The sequence below is a fragment of the Nonomuraea sp. NPDC049486 genome, assembly GCF_040676925.1.
GTDB lineage: Bacteria > Actinomycetota > Actinomycetes > Streptosporangiales > Streptosporangiaceae > Nonomuraea > Nonomuraea ferruginea.
In genome coordinates, this window is record NZ_JBFAPV010000001.1 from 853,813 (window position 1) to 867,983 (window position 14,171).

Here is a 14,171-nt window from a genome sequence, read left to right on the forward strand (position 1 = left end):
GCTGCCATACGAAGTACGGAAAAAGCGCCCCTCCGCCATAGAAACGCTGGAAACTAGGGCAAGGCCGGGCGTCGCCCCCATGGACGCCCGGCCTCCCTCGGGCACGCGAGAGCGAAGGTCCCGCGCGCAACCGAGCTACACATATCCGGATTTGACCGCCTATAACTGATTTATCCGGGTTTGTGGCCAGAAGGGTCAGCCTGCCAGCGATCCCACGATCGACGCCCTGGCCGCACGCCGGCCCGGCAGCACCGCGGCCACCATGCCCGCCACCCCCGACAGCAGCACGAACAGCCCGATCTGCCACGGCGACGCGGTGAAGACCGCCCCGTCCAGCATCGCCCGCATGGCCGCCCACCCGAACACCAGGCCGAGCGCCACCCCGACCACCGCGCCGATGAGCCCGAACACCAGCGCCTCCACCGACAGCATCCGCCGCAGCTGCGCCCTGGTCAGCCCGAGCGCCCGCAGCAGCGCCGACTCCCTGGCCCGTTCGTGCACCGACAGGGAGAGCGTGTTGGCGATGCCGAGCAGCGAGATGAGGATCGACAGCCCGAGCAGCCCGGTGATGATCATCAGCAGCATGTCCAGCGTCTGGTCGAACTCCTCGCGCACCTCGGTCGAGCTCTGCACCTGGACCGTCGGGTGGGCGGCCGCGGCCGCCTCCACCACGGCCCGCGCCCGCTCGGGCGCCACGTCGTCCGCGATATCGATCAGCACCCGGCTGTCCTGGACGTCGCCGAACAGCTCCGCGAACTGCCCCGGGGCCAGGGCGAGCGTCGGCAGCGGCGACTCGTCGTCCACGACCGCCACCACCTCCAGCGGCACCGCCCCGGAGCCCGGGCCGACCCGTACCGTGTCGCCGACCCCCACGCGCAGGTCACGCGCGGCGTGCGCGGCCACCGCCACCTGCCCGGCGGACAGCTCGGGCAGCGCGCCGGAGACCAGCTTCGGGCTGATCGGACCCTCGTACGTGCCGACCCGCACCCTGACACCGCCCACCGTCGCGGCGGTGTCGCGGACCCGCAGCACGGCGGCGAACTCCGGCCGGTCCTTCAGCTCCTCGCCGACCGACCGGGGGATGCCGCCCTCGCGGCCCTGGGTCATGAGCGCGTAGTCCACGGGGAACTGCTCGTCCAGCTTGTCCGTGACCGTCGCCCGGGTGGACGCGGTGACCACCGAGATCAGCGTCATCAGCGTCACCCCGATCGTCAGCGCCACGGTCGTGGTCGCGGCCCGCTTGGGGTTGCGGCCCGAGTTGTCCACGGCCAGCCGCCCCGGCACCCCGAACAGCTTGGCCGGGACCCAGCCGAGCACCGCGCTCAGCGGCCTGACCAGCACCGGCCCCAGGATCAGCACGCCGAGGAAGGTCAGCACGCCGCCCGCCATCACCACGAACAGCGACGTCTGCTCGCCCGGCGGCAGCACCAGCGCCCCCGCGCCGCCCGCGCCGAGCCCCGCCAGCAGGAACAGGGCGGCGAAGACCATCCGCGGCACGCCCGCGCGGAACGTCCGCTCCTCCACCTGCGTGCGCAGCGCGGCCACCGGCGCGACCCGGGTGGCGGTCCGCGCGGGCAGCACCGCGGCGCCGACGGTGACGGCCAGGCCCACGCCCAGGCCGACGGCGATCGTCTCCGGCGACAGCGCGAGCGCCGCCTCGGTCGGCAGCGGCGCGTCGAGGGCGCCCAGGACCGCGAGCGTGAGCGCGCCCAGCCCGTACCCGGCCGCGAGCCCGGTCACCGACGCCACCACGGCGACCACCGCCGACTCGATCAGGACCGAGCCGAACACCTGCCCGCGGGTGGCCCCGATGCAACGCAGCAGCGCCATCTCGCGGGTGCGCTGCGCCACCAGGATGCCGAACGTGTTGTAGATGACCAGCGCGGCCACCACCATCGCCACCAGGCCGAACATGAGCAGCCCGACCGTCAGCGTGCGCATCTCCAGCCCGGCCTGCCTGGCCAGGTCGGCGGCCAGTTCCTCGCCGGTCAGCACCTGGTGCCCGGCGCCCGCGGCCGCCGCCACGGCCGGCTTGAGCGCGGCCGGGTCGTCTCCGGCGACGTCGATCTCGGCGAAGCCCTCGGCGCCGGTCATCCGCTGCGCCGTCGCCGTGGTGAAGCCGACCGCGCCCGTGTAGGCGAGCTCCTGGTCGAGGCCCGGGTCCAGGAGGCCGACGAGCCGGAACACGTGCTCGCGCCCCCGGCTGTCGAGCACCTTGATCGTGTCGCCGACCCGGAAGCCCGCCGCCTCGGCCGTGTTCTCGTCGAGCACCGCCGCGTGGTCGTCGGAGCCGGGGCCGGTGCCGCTGACGATCGTCGTGCGGTCCAGCGCCCCAGGGACGATCGACACGGCCGTGGTCGGCATGCCGCCGACCGCCTTGCCGTCCTGGCCCAGCAGCGGCGCGCTGCCCCGTACCAGCCCCACGGCCTCGCGCACGCCCGGCACGGCGCGCACCCGCTCCAGCACCTCCGGCCCGATCCGCTCCCCGGGACCTTCCGGCAGTACGGCGACCGCGACCTTCTCGGCGTCGGCCGTGACCCGCTCGGCGAACCCGGCCTGGATGGTGTCGTTCAGCACGAACGTGCCGGCGATGAACGCCACCCCCAGCATGATCGCCAGGGAGGTGAGCAGCAGCCGGAGCCGGTGCGCGCGCAGCCCGGCGAGAGCCGTCCTCAGCACCTCACGCCTCCAGCTTCATCAGCGTGTCCAGCACCGTCTGCGGCGTGGGCGCGGACAGCTCGTCCACCAGCCGGCCGTCACGCAGGAACACCACCCGGTCGGCGTACGAGGCCGCCATCGGGTCGTGCGTCACCATGACGATCGTCTGCCCCAGCTCGCGCACCGACGTGCGCAGGAACGACAGCACCTCCGCGCCGCTGCGCGAGTCCAGGTTGCCCGTCGGCTCGTCCGCGAAGATCACCTGCGGCTTGCTGATCAGCGCCCTGGCCACCGCGACCCGCTGCTGCTGGCCGCCGGACAGCTCCGCCGGCCGGTGCCCCAGCCGGTCGCGCAGCCCCACGGTGTCGATCACCCGGTCGTACAGCACCTGGTCGGGCCGGCGGTCGGCGATCCGCAGCGGCAGCAGGATGTTCTCCTCGGCGCTCAGCGTGGGCAGCAGGTTGAACGCCTGGAAGACGAAGCCGATCCGCTCCCTGCGCAGCAGCGTGAGCCGCTTGTCGCCGAGCCCGGTCAGCTCCACCTCGCCGACGCGCACGGTGCCGGAGGTGGCCGTGTCGAGGCCCGCCAGGCAGTGCATCAGCGTGGACTTGCCCGAGCCCGACGGGCCCATGATGGCCGTGAAGGCGCCGGTGCCGAAGGACACGTCCACCTCGCGCAGCGCGTGCACCCGGGCGTCGCCCTCGCCGTACACCTTGGTCAGCGCCTCGGCCACCACGGCGGGGTGCCGGGTCTTCGTGAAAGTCACGTCCACTCCTCGTTGGCATCTGAAGAACGCGACTCACGCTATGGCCGGAAATTTCGTGATCCATGGGCCCTGAGGAGGGACTTCTCCTGCGACGCCAGACGACCCCACTCAGCCGTTCGGCCGATGCGACGGCACGATCAGGCCCGCCTCGTACGCGTACACCACGACCTGCGCCCGGTCCCGCAGCCCCAGCTTGGCCAGCACCCGCCCCAGATGCGTCTTCACCGTGGCCTCCGCCACCTCCAGCTCGGCGGCGATCTCCAGGTTGGAGCGCCCTCGCGCCACCATCAGCAGCACCTCACGCTCGCGCGGCGTCAGCTCCGCCGCCGCGGCCGGCGCCTCCGACGGCAGGTGGACGGCGAACCGGTCGAGCATCCGCTTCAGCGTGCGCGGCGACACCACCGCGTCACCCGCGTGCACCGAACGGATCGCGCTCACCAGCTCCGCCGGCGGCACGTCCTTCAGCAGGAAGCCCGAGGCCCCCGCCCTGATGGCCGCGAACGCGTACTCGTCCAGGTCGAACGTCGTCAGGATGAGCACCTTCGGCCCCCTGATGTGGCCGATCGCCTCCACCCCGTCCATCCGCGGCATGCGCACGTCCATGAGCACCACGTCCACCTCGACGGACCGCAGCAGCTCCACCGCCCGCAGCCCGTCGCCCGCCTCGGCGACCACCTCGATGTCGGGCTGCGCGCCCAGCACCATGCGGAACCCGGCCCGCAGCAGCTCCTGGTCGTCCACCAGCATCACCCGGATCACCTGGTCCACCCCGACCTCCCTAAGCCGCCCTGACCCGCGGCACCGGCAGCCTGGCCAGCACCTCGAAGCCGCCACCCGGCCGCGGCCCCGCCGAGACCTCCCCGCCGTACATGCCGACCCGCTCCCGCATCCCCACCAGCCCGTGGCCGCCGGAGGCGAGCGGCGCCGCCGCCCCCCTGCCGTCATCGGTCACCCGCACCACCAGCTCGGAGCCGCGGCAATCCAGCTCCACCAGGGCGCGCGCGTCCGGGCCGCCGTGCTTGAGCGCGTTCGTCAGCGCCTCCTGGACGATGCGGTAGACGGCGAGCTGCACCCCTTCCGGCAGCTCGCCCGGCGTGCCCGTGACCCGCAGCGTGGCCGGCACGCCCGCCCCGCGCACCAGGTCCTCCAGCTGCGCCAGCCCCGGCTGCGGCGTGTAGTCGGTGCCCCCGCCCGCGCCCTCGTCCTCCCTGAGCACGCCCACCAGCCTGCGCATCTCCGCCAGCGCCTCCCGCCCGGTACGGGAGATCGTCCGCACCGCCAGCCGGGCCTGCTCCGGGTCGGAGGCGATCGCGTAACCCGCGCCGTCGGCCTGCACCACCATGACGCTCACATGGTGGGCCACCACGTCGTGCAGCTCCCTGGCGATCCGCGCCCGCTCGGCCGCCGCGGCCATCTTGGCCCGCTGGTCGCGCTCCAGCTCCGCCCGCCTGGCCCGCTCCTCCAGGCTCTCCAGGTAGCGCCTGCGCGTGCTCGCGTACAGCCCGGCCAGCCAGACCGTCACCACGAGGATCGAACCGGTCGTGAACATGCCCAGCGTGGGCGTGTCCCACCGCACCAGCGCCAGGAACACCCCCAGCTCGGCCACCAGCAGGGCGGCCAGCGCCCACCGGAACGAGCTCCGCGCGGCCACCGCCCAGAGCGCCACCAGCACCACGAAGTTGGCCGGCAGCACGTCCACGCTCGCCGCCCACTGGCCGAAGCTCACCAGCGCGACACCCGCGAACGCCGCCACCGGCCGCCGCCACCACACGAACAGCGGCGCCAGCAGCACCAGCGTCAAGAAGACGTAGCCGGTCACCCCGCCGGGCTCGTAGAACACCTGCGGGACCGCCGGCAGCAGGCACAGCACCGCGACGGGCGCCACCCGGAGGGCGTCCATCAGCCTCCCGCGGCGCGCCGACCACGCCCTCACCTTGCCGAACACATCCTCACGATACGGATGCCGCCAACCACTCGGCTCAGCCTTGAGGGGGAAGTACGCGTACAACCCAGGTCTTACGCCACGCTTACGGGTGCTGCGGCAATCTAGTTCCCGGGAGCGCCCTCCGGGGCGAGTAAAGGGAGATCGTGATGGCGGATCATGATCGTGACGCCGGGTCGCGCGGTGAAGAGGAACCACCGCGCGACCCGAACCGCCGGGACACCCGCCCCACGCCTTACGGTGATCTCGGGCCTGGCCCGTACTCCGGCCCCGGCTGGGGCCCTCTGCCCGCACCGCCCGCCAAGCCCACCCTCCGCGACTTCCTGCGCCGCAAGCAGACCCAGGTCGTCGGCGCCGGGCTCGCCGGCCTCGTCGTGGGCGGCCTCATCGGCGGCGGCGCCGTCGCCCTGACCGGCGCCCTCTGGGCCCGCCCCGGCCCGACGGACTCCTGGCAGCGGCCCGGCGAGCGCCCGCCGGTCTGCCTCCGCATCGAGGGCCGCGTCATCTGCGACCTCGAACCGGCGCCCCTCCCGACGCGCGTCGGCTAGATCCCCAGGTTCTCCGATCCGATACGGGGAATGAACCCGTGGCAGCCGAACCCCGGGAACACCATGCCGACACAAGAGCCCATCACGCCCGCCCAGTCCGAAGCGTCCGACCAGCCCCTCATCGCCCTCGTGCCCGAGCCGCGCGGCCTCGACGCGCTCGCCGCCGTCGACGGCGTCACCGCGCTCCTGTACGACGTGCGCGACGAACCGCCGGAAGGCGCCGAGGCGGCTGAGGTCATGGTCATCCCCTCCCGCCCGGTGGACCGCGTGCTCGCCCTCGTCGACCGGCTGCCCGCGCTCCGGCTCGTGCAGACGCTCAGCGCCGGCACCGACAACTGGACCGGCCGCCTGCCCGCCCACGTCACCCTGTCGAACGCGCGCGGCGCCCACGGCCCCGCCGTCGCCGAATGGGCCGCCGCCACCCTGCTGGCCGTCGCCCGCGACCTGCCCGCCTTCGCCGCCGACCAGGCCGCCGCCCGCTGGAACCCGCACGTCGCCGAGACGCTCTGGGACAAGCGGGTGCTCATCCTCGGCGCCGGCGACCTCGGCGTCCAGCTCCGCGCCCGCCTGGAGCCGTTCGGCCCGCACATCACGATGATGGCCCGCCACCCCCGCCCCGGCGTCGTCACCATGGCCGACCTCCCGGCCCTCCTGCCCGCCCAGGACGTGGTCGCCCTCATGCTGCCCCTCACCCCCGGCACCCACCACCTCGCCGACAAGGACTTCCTCGCGGCCATGAAGGACGGCGCCATCCTCCTCAACGCGGCCCGCGGCCCCGTCGTCGACACCCAGGCCCTGCTCGCCGAGACCCGCACCGGCCGCCTGCGCGCCATCCTCGACGTCACCGACCCCGAACCCCTTCCCCCGGACCACCCCCTCTGGCACACCCCCGGGGTCCTCATCACCCCGCACGTGGCAGGCGACGTCCCCCAGGCGGACGCCCGCGCCTGGCAGGTGGCCGCCGCTCAGATAGCCCAGTACGCCCGCGGTGAACGACCGGCCAACACGGTCTCGTGATCTACAGCAGAAATCGCCACGCAGGGAGCACGATCTGCCGGCGAGAATGAAGGAAAATGTAGGGCCGATGGGATTCGAACCCACACTGCCAGCCACCTAAAGACTGTGCCTCTGCCATTGGGCTACGGCCCCTTCGCCTTTCCCCTGCCCGCGAAGTTGGCGGTCTGAGAATGGCAATTCGGACAGAGGAATCGCAAATTCTCCTGTCGATTGTCGAGCCAATCACCGTTGATGTGGTCGACATGGAGAGTGAGCGGCTTTCCCTGCCACGTGCCGTCAATCCTACAGCCTGCGCAGGCGTAGGGCAGCCCGGCTTCCCGCAACGCCCGGCGCAGCGCGGGCGCCTTCTCGCGGATGGACGCCGGCGGGCGGAGGACGAGGATCTCCTGATAGGGGCGCAGGGTGGGAGATCTCCTGCCCTTGCCGTGCGCCCTCCCCACGAAATGGGAGGTGTCGATGGCGAAGTGCTTCAGCCGGCGGCTGATGTGTGCATGACTGCCGCCGGTCCATCTGATGCCCAGGCGGCGGAGCACATCGGCAACGCTGAGAGAAGTCGCCGCCGCCTCGGCGAGCATCTCTCGCGTGTACTTCTGATAAGCGGCCATGTCGTAAAGCTAGAAAAGCCGGCCGACAGTTTCAGTGTTTGCGGACGAGCGAAGTCCTTTTGGTCAGGAAAGGCCGAGTTTCTTCTTGAGGCTTGCGACGTGGCCGGTGGCTCGCACGTTGTACAGCGCCTGTTCGATCTTTCCGGCGGGGTCGATGACGAAGGTGGAGCGGATGACGCCCTCGACCTCCTTGCCGTACAGCTTCTTGAGCCCGAACGCGCCGTACGCCTTGTGGATCTCCAGCTCGGGGTCCGACAGGAGCGGGAAGGTCAGGGCGTCGCGTTCGGCGAACTTGGCGAGTTTGGCGGGCTTGTCCTTGGAGACGCCGAGGACGACGTAGCCCTCGTCGGTGAGTTGGCCGAGGTTGTCGCGGAAGTCGCAGGCCTGTTTGGTGCAGCCGGGTGTCATGGCGGCGGGGTAGAAGTAGAGGATCACGCGCTTGCCGCGGTGGTCGGCGAGAGAGACGCTGCCGCCGTCGGAGGTGGGCAGCGTGAACTCGGGCGCGGCGTCGCCGGGCGCGAGCTTGGATTCGGTCATCAGGTCCTCCCGTGGTTCTCCTGGAGAACCTACCGGCCGGGCTGGCGTGCCGTCCGGGGTGATGACCTGACAGACTGATCGTCACGAGCAGGAGCGCGCCGGAAGGAGAGTCATGGCTGACACCGATCCTGATGAGCTGGAGCGGCGGATCGCGCGGACGCGCGCGGAGTTGGCGCAGACGGTGGATGCCATCGCCGACCGGGTGAGCCCGAAGCGGGTCGCCGAGCGCACGGTGGCGGATGTGAAGACCAGGGCGGGCAACCTGGTGGCGCAGGTGAGTGACGCGCTGGGCATGTCGCCGCGGCCGGTGGAGCTGGGGCAGGACCCTGAGCGGCTGTGGGACGAGGAGCCGCCGGATCTGGCCCCGGTGCTGATCGGGGTGGGCGCGGTGCTGGTGCTGGGGGCGGCCGTGGTGCTGTGGCGGCGGCGCAGGCGCCGGTAGCGGTCAGAGGAACACGGCGGCGGTAAGCGGTCAGAGGAACGTCCTGCCCTCGCCGCGGTAGGTCGGCACGGATTCCACGACGGTGTCGCCGTCGACGAGGTGGAGGGTGTCGAAGCGCTCGCACAGCTCGCCCGCCTTGGCGTGCCTGAACCAGACGCGGTCGCCGACGCGCAGGTCCTCGGCTGCCTGGCCGGTGAGGGGGGTCTGCACCTCGCCCGCGCCCTCGTCGCGGCTGTAGCGCAGGCCGGCGGGCAGGTACGGCTGGGGCGCGCGGCCGGTCCCCGGAGGGCCGGAGGCGATGTAGCCGCCGCCGAGCACGGTCACGGTGTCAGTTGAGGGACGGCGCACGACGGGGAGCGCGAACATCGCGGCGGGGTGGCCGGTGAAGCCGCGGTAGAAGTCGAACAACCTGGGGTGGAAGAGCCCGGATCCGGCGGCGACCTCGGTGACGGCCTTCTCGCGTACGGTGCGTTCGATGGAGCCGGTGCCGCCGCCGTTGACGAACTCGAGGTCGGCGACCTGGCGGACGGCGTTGACGATGCGGCCGCGGCGCATCACGAGCTCTCTGGCCGAGAGGGTCTGCATGAGCCGCACGACGCGGCCGTAGGCGGCGCTCTGGGGGGCGTCGCCGACGCCGGCGATCTGGGCCTCGTACGCGAGCAGTCCCGCCAGCCGGTAGCCGGGGCGTTTGGCGATGTCGGCGGCCAGGCGGGCGGCCTGGTCGGCGTCGCGGACGGGGGAGCGCAGCGCGCCGGCCCTGAACCGGCCGCCGAGGGCGACGAAGCCGGCGTCGATGTCGAGGCAGAGCCGGATCTCGTGCCGGGGGTGGACTCCGGAGAGCGCCTGGTCCAGGTAGGCGAGGTGGTCGGCCGAGTCGACGGTGATCGTGATGTGCCGGGCGGCGTCGGCGTCCGCGGCCAGGGCGGCGAGGGCCTGCCGGTCGGCGGTGGGGTAGGCGACGAGGATGTCGGTGCGGCCTCGCGACGCGAGCCAGAGCGCCTCGGGGAGGGTGAACGCCATCAGGCCGCGGAAGCCGTCGATGGCCAGCACCCGCTCCAGCAGCGGCCGGGATCGGAGTGATTTGGTGGCCACCCTGATCGGCTTGCCCGCGGCCCGGCGCACCATGCTCGCGGCGTTGGCGCGCATCGCGGCCAGGTCGAGGATGGCGAACGGCGGCTCGAGCGCGGCGGTGGCACGGTCGTAGCGCTGGCGGTCGTCCATACCGGCAGCGTAACGGCATAACCGGCAATTGAACATGAGGCTGATTCGCATTGATCGCGTGGCCCGTAATGATCCTGCAAACGGGCGGCGGGGACACGGTCGAGCGGGAGCCTCGCCCGTGTACCTCTGATGGTTGTGATGACCACGCTCCAGCAGCTTCTGCCCGGTACCTCCGCCACGGTGCGCGACTCCCCGGTCCGCAGATCCCGCCGGGTGCTCCGGCCGGCCAGAACGCCCGCCGGTGTGGCCGTGGCGGCGCTGCTGACCGCCGGGCTCGGGCTCCTCGCCGCGGAGATCGTCGCGGGCCTGTGGGCCCGGCCCCTGGGCCTGGTGCCGATCGACGAGGCCGCCGCGCTGGCGTCCGCGTCGTCGTGGAAGGATCTGTCGGCGCCCGCGCTGGGGGTCGCGGGCCTGGGCGTGGGCCTGCTCCTGCTGGCGGTGCTGCCGGGCCGGTGCAGGCTCGTACCCGTGGAGACCACGGATCCGCTGATCGTCATCGGCATCACCCGCTCCGGCCTGCGCCGCACGCTGCGCGAGGTCGCGCGGCAGGCCGACGGGGTGGACCGGGTCAGGGTACGGCTGCGCAGGCGGCGCATCGAGGTCACCGTGGTGACCGGCCCCGAGTCGTCGGGCGCGATGCTCAGGCAGGTGGGGACCGCGGTGGGCGACCGGCTCGCAGGGCTGGGCACGCTCGGCACGGGTGAGGTCGTGGTGCGGCTGCGCAGGAAGGGGCTGTGATGCGGCAGTACGGAGGCAACCGCCTGGGGCTGGCCGTGGTGGGCGCGGTGCTGCTGATCGCCGGCGGCTTCGCCTGGCTGCGCGGCCAGGGCCATCTGCGCGGGCTGTCGCCGCGGGCCAGGGTGCTGCCGGAGCGCACCGCCGACGCTCTGAGCGGGCAGCCGTGGGTGCCGTGGCTGGTGGCCCTGGTGCTGGTGGTGCTCGCGCTGGTGACGCTCCGGTGGCTGCTGCTGAGCCTCGGCTGGGGCCGGTTCGGGACGCGGTCCGGCACGGGTACGGCGATGCTCTGCGTGGGCCTGAAGGACGTGGAAGGGCTGTCGCGGGCGGCGGTGCGGGTGCTCGGCGAGCTGGAAGGCACGGCCCGGCTGCGGATCTCGCTCTCCTGCCCGCCGGGGGCGGACGTGGGTGCGGTGGTGGGCAAGCTGGACCGGGAGATCGTCGGCCGCATCCGGCGTGAGGTCCGCGACGACGAGCTGGGCGCGGTGGTCCGCATCCACGTCCGTCGCTAGACCTCACACTGCCTGGGATCCGGCCGGCTCCGAAGCGTCTCAGCACTCGATGACGTTCACGGCGAGGCCGCCGCGCGAGGTCTCCTTGTACTTGTCGAGCATGTCCCTGCCGGTGTCGCGCATGGTCTTGATGGCCTTGTCGAGCGACACGTGGTGGCGGCCGTCGCCGCGCAGCGCGATGCGGGCCGCGGTGATGGCCTTGATGGAGGCGACCGCGTTCCGCTCGATGCACGGGATCTGCACCAGGCCGCCGATCGGGTCGCAGGTCAGGCCCAGGTTGTGCTCGATGCCGATCTCGGCGGCGTTCTCCACCTGCTCGGGGGTGCCGCCGAGGACCTCGGTGAGCCCCGCCGAGGCCATCGAGCAGGCCGAGCCGACCTCGCCCTGACAGCCGACCTCGGCGCCGGAGATGGACGCGTTCTCCTTGAACAGCACGCCGATCGCCGCCGCCGTCAGCAGGAAGCGGATCACGCCGTCGTCGTCGGCGTTCGGGGTGAAGCGGGAGTAGTACGTGAGCACGGCGGGGATGATGCCGGCCGCGCCGTTGGTGGGGGCGGTGACGATGCGGCCCCCGGCGGCGTTCTCCTCGTTGACGGCCAGGGCGAACAGCGACACCCAGTCCATCGCCTGCAGCGGGTCCTTCTCGGCGGACTCGGCCTGCAGGCGGCGGTGCAGCTGGTGGGCGCGGCGCTTGACCTTGAGCCCGCCGGGCAGCACGCCTTCCTTGGCGATGCCCCGCCGCACGCACTCCGTCATGACCCGCCAGAGGTCGAGCACGCGGGCGCGGATCTCGTCCTCGCCGAGGCCGAACGCCTTCTCGTTCTCCAGCATCAGCCCGGAGATCGACAGGCCGGTGGCCGAGCAGTGCTTGAGCAACTCCTCGCCGGTGGTGAACGGGTAGGGCAGGACCGTGTCGTCCGGCTTGATGCGATCGGCGCCGGTGGCGGTCTCGTCGACCACGAAGCCGCCGCCGACGGAGAAGTACACCTTCTCGCGCAGGCTCCCGCCCGCCTCGTCGTAGGCGGTGAAGCGCATGCCGTTCGGGTGCTCCGGCAGCGAGATCTTGCGCTCGAACACCAGGTCCTCACCGATCACGAACGGGATCTCCCGCTCGCCGAACAGCCGGACCGTGCCGGACTCGCGCATCGCGGCCAGCCGCTCGTCCACGGTGTCGACGTCCACCAGCTCGGGCTTCTCGCCCGACAGGCCCAGCAGGACGGCCTTGTCGCTGCCGTGGCCCTTGCCGGTCAGGCCGAGGGAGCCGTACAGGATGGCCTCGACGCGCGCCGTACGGCCGAGCAGCCCGTCCTGGTGCAGGCCGCGCGCGAACCGGTGGGCGGCGGCCATCGGGCCGCCGGTGTGGGAGCTGGACGGGCCGATCCCGATCTTGAAGAGGTCGAAGACGCTGATCGCCATTGATGGCGCCTTTCACGCGCGGGGCCGGGGCCCGGTGCCGGGCCCCGGCGGGTGGGTCAGGACTCGCCCGAGGTGAGGGCGGCGTACTCCTCGGCGGAGAGCAGGTCGGCGGCGTCGCCGTCGGCGCGCACCTTGAACATCCAGCCCTCGCCGTACGGGTCGCTGTTGGCCAGCGACGGGTCGTCCACCAGGGTCTGGTTGACCTCGACCACCTCGCCGCCGACAGGCGTGTAGATCTCGCTCACGGACTTGGTGGACTCGACCTCGCCGATCGAGTCCCCGGCTTCCACGGTCGAGCCGACCTCCGGGAGCTGCACGAAGACCACGTCACCGAGGGCCTCGGCGGCGAAGGCCGTGATGCCGATCGTGGCGACCAGGCCGTCCTCCAGGCCGGAGATCCACTCGTGCTCCTTGGTGTAGCTCAGGTCGTCAGGGATGTTGCTCACTTGTTCCTCCTGTAAAAGGGCAGCTCGACCACGTCCACGGGTTCTTGCCTGCCCCTGATGTCGACGGCCAGACCTTCGCCGGCGTCGATGCCGGCGTCGACGTAGGCCAGCGCGATGGGCTTGCCCAGCGTCTGCGAGGGCGCGCCGCTGGTGACCTCGCCGACGACGGCACCGTCCTTGGTCACCGGGTATCCGTGGCGGGGCACCCGGCGGCCGCGCGCGACCAGCCCGGTCAGGCGGCGCCGCGGCGGGGTGTCCTTGACCGCCTCCAGCGCCGACCTGCCCACGAAGTCGCCCGGCTTGTCGAATTTCACCACCCTGCCCATCCCCGCGTCGAACGGGGTCAGCTCCGCGCTCAGCTCGTTGCCGTACAGCGGCATGCCCGCCTCCAGGCGGAGCGTGTCACGGCTGGACAGCCCGGCCGGCTTCAGCCCGTACGGTTCGCCGGCGGCGGTCAGCGCGTGCCACAGCGGCAGCGCGTCCTGGACGGCCACGAACAGCTCGAAGCCGTCCTCGCCGGTGTAGCCGGTGCGGGCGATGAGCGCCTCCCGCCCGTCGACCCTGCCGGGCAGGCCGGTGTAGTACTTGAGCCCGGCCAGGTCGGCGTCGGTGAGGGTGGCGAGGATCTCCTGGGAGCGCGGGCCCTGGACGGCGATGAGGGCGTACTCGTCGGAGCGGTCCTCGACCCGCGCGTCGTAAGCCTTGGCGCGGGTCATCAGCTCGTCCGCGACCTTGCCCGCGTTCGAGGCGTTGGCCACGACCATGAACTCCTCGTCGCCGAGCCGGTAGACGATGAGGTCGTCCAGCACCCCGCCGCGCTCGTCGACGATCATCGTGTAGCGCGCCCGCCCGGTCGCCAGCGCCGACAGGTGTCCCACCAGGGCGTAGTCCAGGGCGTCCGCCGCCTGCGGGCCGGTGAGGAAGATCTCGCCCATGTGCGACAGGTCGAAGAGCCCGGCCGCCTGGCGGACCGCGTTGTGCTCCGCGGACTCGCTGCCGTAGCGCAGCGGCATGAGCCAGCCGGCGAAGTCGGTCAGGGTGGCGCCGAGAGACTCGTGCACGTCTCTCAGCGGCGTCGGTCGTGACATGTCGCACCTCAGGACAGGATCGGATGCCGGGATCCTCCCCCTCTGTCGTCGGTGCCTGAGAGCTTCACCCGGCTTTTTTCCGGACTTTCACCTTCGGCGAGGTCGCGCGGACCTGCTTTCCAGAGGACACCTCGGCCGTACGGTCCTTTGCCTTGAGAGGTTCGCGGGGAGGGCTTGCTCCTTCAGGGGCCCCGACCGGCTGTCAGGGCGCTCTCCCGCACGGCTTCGACGGTGATGT

The 14,171-nt window shown here is 72.2% G+C and carries 15 protein-coding genes, 1 tRNA gene and 1 riboswitch; of the genes, 5 read left to right on the top strand and 11 right to left on the bottom strand.

Translation table 11 applies throughout. The features are described from left to right. Positions 1-195: 195 nt before the first annotated feature. The 4 genes from AB0K05_RS04010 to AB0K05_RS04025 form a co-directional block, all read right to left on the bottom strand. Entirely contained in the window at positions 196-2,679 is a 2,484-nt protein-coding gene (locus tag AB0K05_RS04010) for an FtsX-like permease family protein (protein ID WP_364226429.1), read from the bottom strand. Position 2,680: 1 nt separating this feature from the next. After that, entirely contained in the window at positions 2,681-3,424 is a 744-nt protein-coding gene (locus AB0K05_RS04015; protein ID WP_364226432.1) for an ABC transporter ATP-binding protein, read from the bottom strand. 108 nt (positions 3,425-3,532) lie between these two features. Continuing rightward, a complete protein-coding gene (locus tag AB0K05_RS04020; RefSeq protein WP_222709198.1) occupies positions 3,533-4,183 on the bottom strand; it encodes a response regulator transcription factor in 651 nt (216 codons plus the stop codon). A 19-nt stretch (positions 4,184-4,202) separates the two neighbouring features. After that, positions 4,203-5,369, bottom strand: coding sequence for a sensor histidine kinase (locus AB0K05_RS04025; RefSeq protein ID WP_364226435.1), 1,167 nt, complete (start codon positions 5,367-5,369; stop codon positions 4,203-4,205). Positions 5,370-5,515: 146 nt separating this feature from the next. On the opposite strand from AB0K05_RS04025, the gene AB0K05_RS04030 reads away from it, so the two are divergent. Beyond that, positions 5,516-5,914 (top strand): hypothetical protein, encoded by a 399-nt coding sequence (locus AB0K05_RS04030; RefSeq protein WP_345482634.1) that lies wholly within the window; start codon positions 5,516-5,518, stop codon positions 5,912-5,914. Between the two features lie 63 nt (positions 5,915-5,977). After that, positions 5,978-6,931, top strand: coding sequence for a 2-hydroxyacid dehydrogenase (locus AB0K05_RS04035; protein WP_271279078.1), 954 nt, complete (start codon positions 5,978-5,980; stop codon positions 6,929-6,931). 59 nt (positions 6,932-6,990) lie between these two features. Here the strand turns inward: AB0K05_RS04035 and AB0K05_RS04040 are convergent. From AB0K05_RS04040 to bcp, 3 genes are all read right to left on the bottom strand, one after another. After that, a tRNA-Leu gene (locus tag AB0K05_RS04040) sits at positions 6,991-7,063 on the bottom strand. Continuing rightward, entirely contained in the window at positions 7,054-7,536 is a 483-nt protein-coding gene (locus AB0K05_RS04045; RefSeq protein ID WP_219546549.1) for an HNH endonuclease signature motif containing protein, read from the bottom strand. Before AB0K05_RS04045 ends, AB0K05_RS04040 begins: the two co-directional genes overlap by 10 nt. 63 nt (positions 7,537-7,599) lie before the next feature. Next, positions 7,600-8,073 (bottom strand): thioredoxin-dependent thiol peroxidase, encoded by a 474-nt coding sequence (gene bcp, locus AB0K05_RS04050; RefSeq protein ID WP_364226440.1) that lies wholly within the window; start codon positions 8,071-8,073, stop codon positions 7,600-7,602. Between the two features lie 112 nt (positions 8,074-8,185). Between bcp and AB0K05_RS04055 the strand changes: the two genes are divergently transcribed. Then, the gene (locus AB0K05_RS04055; protein ID WP_148033852.1) at positions 8,186-8,515 is read left to right on the top strand and encodes a DUF3618 domain-containing protein; all 330 of its coding nucleotides are present in this window, start codon (positions 8,186-8,188) and stop codon (positions 8,513-8,515) included. A gap of 30 nt (positions 8,516-8,545) precedes the next feature. Here the strand turns inward: AB0K05_RS04055 and AB0K05_RS04060 are convergent, their stop codons facing one another. Beyond that, the gene (locus AB0K05_RS04060) at positions 8,546-9,736 is read right to left on the bottom strand and encodes an amino acid deaminase/aldolase (RefSeq protein ID WP_364226443.1); all 1,191 of its coding nucleotides are present in this window, start codon (positions 9,734-9,736) and stop codon (positions 8,546-8,548) included. A gap of 138 nt (positions 9,737-9,874) precedes the next feature. On the opposite strand from AB0K05_RS04060, the gene AB0K05_RS04065 reads away from it, so the two are divergent. Together AB0K05_RS04065 and AB0K05_RS04070 are read left to right on the top strand one after the other, a co-directional pair. Next, the gene (locus tag AB0K05_RS04065) at positions 9,875-10,474 is read left to right on the top strand and encodes a DUF6286 domain-containing protein (RefSeq protein ID WP_148033850.1); all 600 of its coding nucleotides are present in this window, start codon (positions 9,875-9,877) and stop codon (positions 10,472-10,474) included. Further along, on the top strand, positions 10,474-10,983 hold the full coding sequence (locus tag AB0K05_RS04070) for a hypothetical protein (RefSeq protein WP_219546552.1): 510 nt from the start codon (positions 10,474-10,476) through the stop codon (positions 10,981-10,983). Before AB0K05_RS04065 ends, AB0K05_RS04070 begins: the two co-directional genes overlap by 1 nt. A 39-nt stretch (positions 10,984-11,022) precedes the next feature. Here the strand turns inward: AB0K05_RS04070 and AB0K05_RS04075 are convergent, their stop codons facing one another. From AB0K05_RS04075 to gcvT, 3 genes are read right to left on the bottom strand one after another with little or no spacing between them, the layout of a single operon-like run. Further along, positions 11,023-12,399: an L-serine ammonia-lyase gene (locus AB0K05_RS04075; protein WP_364226447.1), complete on the bottom strand. Its 1,377-nt coding sequence runs from the start codon at positions 12,397-12,399 to the stop codon at positions 11,023-11,025. Between the two features lie 56 nt (positions 12,400-12,455). Next, on the bottom strand, positions 12,456-12,845 hold the full coding sequence (gene gcvH / locus AB0K05_RS04080; protein ID WP_364226450.1) for a glycine cleavage system protein GcvH: 390 nt from the start codon (positions 12,843-12,845) through the stop codon (positions 12,456-12,458). Further along, entirely contained in the window at positions 12,842-13,933 is a 1,092-nt protein-coding gene (gene gcvT, locus AB0K05_RS04085; protein WP_364226453.1) for a glycine cleavage system aminomethyltransferase GcvT, read from the bottom strand. The genes gcvH and gcvT overlap by 4 nt, the downstream gene beginning before the upstream one ends. A gap of 130 nt (positions 13,934-14,063) precedes the next feature. Continuing rightward, positions 14,064-14,161: riboswitch (glycine riboswitch) on the bottom strand. Positions 14,162-14,171: the final 10 nt, after the last annotated feature.

Bases quoted from the DNA above. Each gene is read 5' to 3' on its own strand.
- AB0K05_RS04030 (WP_345482634.1), top strand. From the start codon at position 5,516: ATGGCGGATCATGATCGTGACGCCGGGTCGCGCGGTGAAGAGGAACCA.
- AB0K05_RS04035 (WP_271279078.1), top strand. From the start codon at position 5,978: ATGCCGACACAAGAGCCCATCACGCCCGCCCAGTCCGAAGCGTCCGAC.
- AB0K05_RS04045 (WP_219546549.1), bottom strand. From the start codon at position 7,536: ATGGCCGCTTATCAGAAGTACACGCGAGAGATGCTCGCCGAGGCGGCG.
- bcp (WP_364226440.1), bottom strand. From the start codon at position 8,073: ATGACCGAATCCAAGCTCGCGCCCGGCGACGCCGCGCCCGAGTTCACG.
- AB0K05_RS04055 (WP_148033852.1), top strand. From the start codon at position 8,186: ATGGCTGACACCGATCCTGATGAGCTGGAGCGGCGGATCGCGCGGACG.
- AB0K05_RS04060 (WP_364226443.1), bottom strand. From the start codon at position 9,736: ATGGACGACCGCCAGCGCTACGACCGTGCCACCGCCGCGCTCGAGCCG.
- AB0K05_RS04065 (WP_148033850.1), top strand. From the start codon at position 9,875: ATGACCACGCTCCAGCAGCTTCTGCCCGGTACCTCCGCCACGGTGCGC.
- AB0K05_RS04070 (WP_219546552.1), top strand. From the start codon at position 10,474: ATGCGGCAGTACGGAGGCAACCGCCTGGGGCTGGCCGTGGTGGGCGCG.
- AB0K05_RS04075 (WP_364226447.1), bottom strand. From the start codon at position 12,399: ATGGCGATCAGCGTCTTCGACCTCTTCAAGATCGGGATCGGCCCGTCC.
- gcvT (WP_364226453.1), bottom strand. From the start codon at position 13,933: ATGTCACGACCGACGCCGCTGAGAGACGTGCACGAGTCTCTCGGCGCC.